This window comes from Methanomethylovorans sp. (genome assembly GCF_050177135.1).
Taxonomy (GTDB): domain Archaea; phylum Halobacteriota; class Methanosarcinia; order Methanosarcinales; family Methanosarcinaceae; genus Methanomethylovorans.
In genome coordinates, this window is sequence record NZ_JBFXHJ010000203.1 from 1 (window position 1) to 3,381 (window position 3,381).

General features: G+C 44.5%; 4 protein-coding genes and 1 tRNA gene. 3 read left to right on the forward strand and 2 right to left on the reverse strand.

The window, feature by feature from the left end; all coding sequences use genetic code 11:
* Nucleotides 1-5: 5 nt before the first annotated feature.
* Together AB7U21_RS11445 and AB7U21_RS11450 are read right to left on the reverse strand one after the other, a co-directional pair.
* Nucleotides 6-80 (reverse strand) — tRNA-Glu (locus tag AB7U21_RS11445).
* Between the two features lie 81 nt (nucleotides 81-161).
* Nucleotides 162-1,400, reverse strand: coding sequence for a proteasome-activating nucleotidase (locus AB7U21_RS11450; protein ID WP_428389173.1), 1,239 nt, complete (start codon nucleotides 1,398-1,400; stop codon nucleotides 162-164).
* A gap of 554 nt (nucleotides 1,401-1,954) precedes the next feature.
* Here AB7U21_RS11450 and AB7U21_RS11455 point away from each other — a divergent pair.
* The 3 genes from AB7U21_RS11455 to AB7U21_RS11465 form a co-directional block, all read left to right on the forward strand.
* Nucleotides 1,955-2,818 (forward strand): hypothetical protein, encoded by an 864-nt coding sequence (locus AB7U21_RS11455; RefSeq protein ID WP_428389175.1) that lies wholly within the window; start codon nucleotides 1,955-1,957, stop codon nucleotides 2,816-2,818.
* A 21-nt stretch (nucleotides 2,819-2,839) separates the two neighbouring features.
* On the forward strand, nucleotides 2,840-3,085 hold the full coding sequence (locus AB7U21_RS11460; RefSeq protein WP_428389177.1) for a TIGR00304 family membrane protein: 246 nt from the start codon (nucleotides 2,840-2,842) through the stop codon (nucleotides 3,083-3,085).
* Nucleotides 3,085-3,381, forward strand: a 297-nt coding sequence (locus AB7U21_RS11465; RefSeq protein WP_428389179.1) for a TIGR00304 family membrane protein, incomplete at its 3' end; no start/stop codon positions are given. The genes AB7U21_RS11460 and AB7U21_RS11465, both read left to right, overlap by 1 nt.

A 3,381-nucleotide genomic window follows, 5' to 3' on the forward strand; every position in this document is an offset into this window, starting at 1 on the left:
AAGGATGCTCCGATGGGGATTCGAACCCCAGTCGCAGGAGTGAGAGTCCTGCATGATTGGCCGTGCTACACTATCGGAGCATTGCGGTATTTGCTTTGACAGCATATCCACAATACACTTAACGGATATTAACTTTTCGTTCTGGATAAATGAGGTATGTCTTATGCGAACATACCTTGCGGAGTATTCATTTCCTCTTCGGAGACTACTTTTTCATAAGCGTCCATCATATCCTTCATAGTGACCTGTTCTCCACGGCGCCTTAGGACGAACATGCCTGCTTCCTTGGTAATTACTTGAATATCTGCACCGCTCAGTCCTGCTGTCATCTTGGCAAGCTTGTCAAAATCGATATCATTTGCAAGCTTCATCTTGCGGGTGTGGATATTCAATATCTCCACACGTGCCTCCAGGTCAGGCAGAGGTATCTCTATTACCCTATCAAATCTGCCGGGACGTAAGAGCGCCGGGTCTAAAAGATCTATCCTGTTCGTTGCGGCGATAACCTTCACGTTCTTTGTAGCATCGAACCCATCCATTTCCGCAAGCAGTTGTAGCATAGTACGGTTCACTTCGGCTGAACCGGTCGTTCCGTCATGGGTGCGCATACCTCCCACAGCATCGATCTCGTCTATGAAAAGAATTGCGGGAGATTTGTCGCGGGCAAGCTGGAACACGTCTTTGACAAGCCTGGCTCCTTCGCCGATGAACTTCTGTACGAGATCAGAACCTGACATGCGGATGAAAGTCGCCTTGGCACTGGAGGCAACAGCTTTTGCTATCAAGGTTTTTCCGGTACCTGGTGCGCCATACAGTAGAACGCCATTTGGTGGCTCTATGCCTATCTTGGAGAACAGTTCAGGTTCTGTCAGTGGAAGCTCGACAGACTCGATAACTTCTTTGATGACTTCATCCAGCCCTCCTATCATATCGTAGTCTATTCCCGGGGAATTGATCAGTTCCATTACCTGCGCTCTGATGTCAGTACCTTTACGTATTATAGATATAATAGAAAAGGCTCCGTTTACGCTAACTCTCATTCCGGGTTCGAGTTTTCCATAAAGGGCAGGCGGGATCTTTGTCATTACTTCCTGATTGTTGCCATGCTGCCTTATCAGGATCATATTGTCTTCGATTTCCATGACACTGGCAATGAATAAAGGAGGTGTTGTAAGGTGCTCTACCTGTTTCTTGAGCTTGCTGATCTCTTCTATGTAGGAGTTGTTCATCATGCTGGCTTCAAGCAGCTTTGCCCGCATGTTCTCGTTGTTGACTTTCAGCAGTTCTATCTCGTTGAGCAGTGACCTTACATCTTCTTTATCAAGGTTCTCAAATTCTGTCCGGCCTTTGCTTCTGGATGCGCCGGTGTCAACGGGAGTATCTGCGCTCGTGTTCGTCATAAGACGCCCCTATGGTCATCATTTGATATAAATCCGACCGAAGTACAATTCGATATTGTGTTTCAAACCTTTTTGTTTTGCCCTTTCCATCTTTTATATAATTAATTTCTTGCCTTTTATATTCCCCACATATTATTTTCATTTCACAGAAGTGTTCTATTGTGAAGGGCAAATTGTAAATATAACCCGTAATGTGATGTATTAAGTTAATTTGATGGCATAAACACAGTTTTCAGAGGTAAAAAAGCAACCCCTTTGTTTCCACTGGAAAATGAAAAGAAACCTTTATCTATCAAGTTCACATTATCTATTTATGTGGTACAATTGATTGGATGAATTATGGCTTATTTAGCTAAATAAAGCTTTATTCATGCTTTAATTGTGTTGCAGACAATTGAACACACCCGCAACAGCACAATATTTATATATTATTAGTAATATGTATATCATTGTAAGCACTGAAAACCAATCTGGTGTTCTGTGGGTACAAACGATCAAGCTAAAAACCATTGTCTGAGGGGATATATGGTTCGTGAATCCATAAATCTGAGGGGATGAATGGATGCACAAGGCACAGAGGCAGAATAATGAAGGTCCGGCTCGAAATAACAGATGAAGACGGGACGCATGTAAATGTTGAATTTACAGGGGATGAATGGCAAAAATGCCTGGTCTCATTCATAGGGTCGTTCACAGGGAAGAAAGTCCAGGCACCAGGATCTTCTTCTGCTTCTGTAGCTAGTTATGACACTTCTTCTTGTCAACAAACGACTTCACAATCTTCACCACAGGTAGTTTCACATCCTTATCAACAATCTCCACAAGTATTCCAGATGCCTCTTGTGGCACCACAAACTGTTATGCAACCTGTATCACCTCAGTTTTTCTCACCACAGCAACCTTTGGTATATCCATATACGCTGTATCCACAGTACCAGCAAATGGTACCTCCGGCTCATTTAAACTACTTCCAGCCTCCACTGGTTCAATACGGGGCTCCATCCCAATCTCCTAATACATCACCTGTGAACCAGTATATACCAGTGAATAACTCGCCACAACAGTCGCCGCAAGAGCCACAGGGCAGACAAGAACAACAGGTACCTCCGGCACGCAAAACACCTTCTTTCCAGGAACGGGTCGGAGATACTAAGCTCACGATCAATGAAAGACTGGAACTGTTCCTTAAATATGAATATCCGCGCATCTGGTTCTCATCACAGGACGTACAGAAACACTACGAGAAAATATACGGTCCTATAAAGCTCAGTACCGTATCTACGTACCTTTCCCGCATGTTCGGCAAGGGACTTCTTGAGCGCAGAGGTAACAGAACACAACGGGAATACATGTATATTTCTGATGAACCTGCAGAACTCCAGGCGTATCAGGGTATTCCCCACCAGAATATGATCTGATTATAGCTTCTACTATTCCTTATGGCATCCTCCAGAGACATTATCAGGGTCGGTTACTATCTGATATCCATAGGGGTCCTGCTGCTGTTTGCAGGTTTTTTCTTTTCCACCATGCATAGTGACAGCGACGCCGGAGGCTTAGGTGGGCTTATACTGATCGGTCCGATCCCAATAGCTTTTGGTTCTTCTCCCCAGATCACCACTTCTATGCTTTATGCAGGGTTCTTTATGTGCCTCATATACATTTTCATCCGGAGGAAAATGTGATGATAGCGCAAGTTCTGATCTCCCTGGGGATATTGTCTGTGTTCATTGGTGCTATTCTGGTCCTCATCGGTAATTCAACGTCTTCAGGCGAAGGTAGTAGTAAGCAAGGATATAACACTGCACGGTATCAGACAAGTGATGACAGTGAACAGGTCCATAAGGGTCCGGAAGGTGTATCCACAAGGCCAGAAGTTCGAGGTGCAGGTGTCATTATGTTAGGCCCGATACCTATCATCCTTGGTACGGACAGTAAAAGTGCGCAAACCCTCATACTGCTTACCATAGTTCTGATGCTC

Excerpts from the sequence above, each read along its gene's own strand:
- AB7U21_RS11450 (WP_428389173.1), bottom strand. The coding sequence starts at position 1,400 with ATGACGAACACGAGCGCAGATACTCCCGTTGACACCGGCGCATCCAGA.
- AB7U21_RS11460 (WP_428389177.1), top strand. The coding sequence starts at position 2,840 with ATGGCATCCTCCAGAGACATTATCAGGGTCGGTTACTATCTGATATCC.
- AB7U21_RS11455 (WP_428389175.1), top strand. The coding sequence starts at position 1,955 with ATGAATGGATGCACAAGGCACAGAGGCAGAATAATGAAGGTCCGGCTC.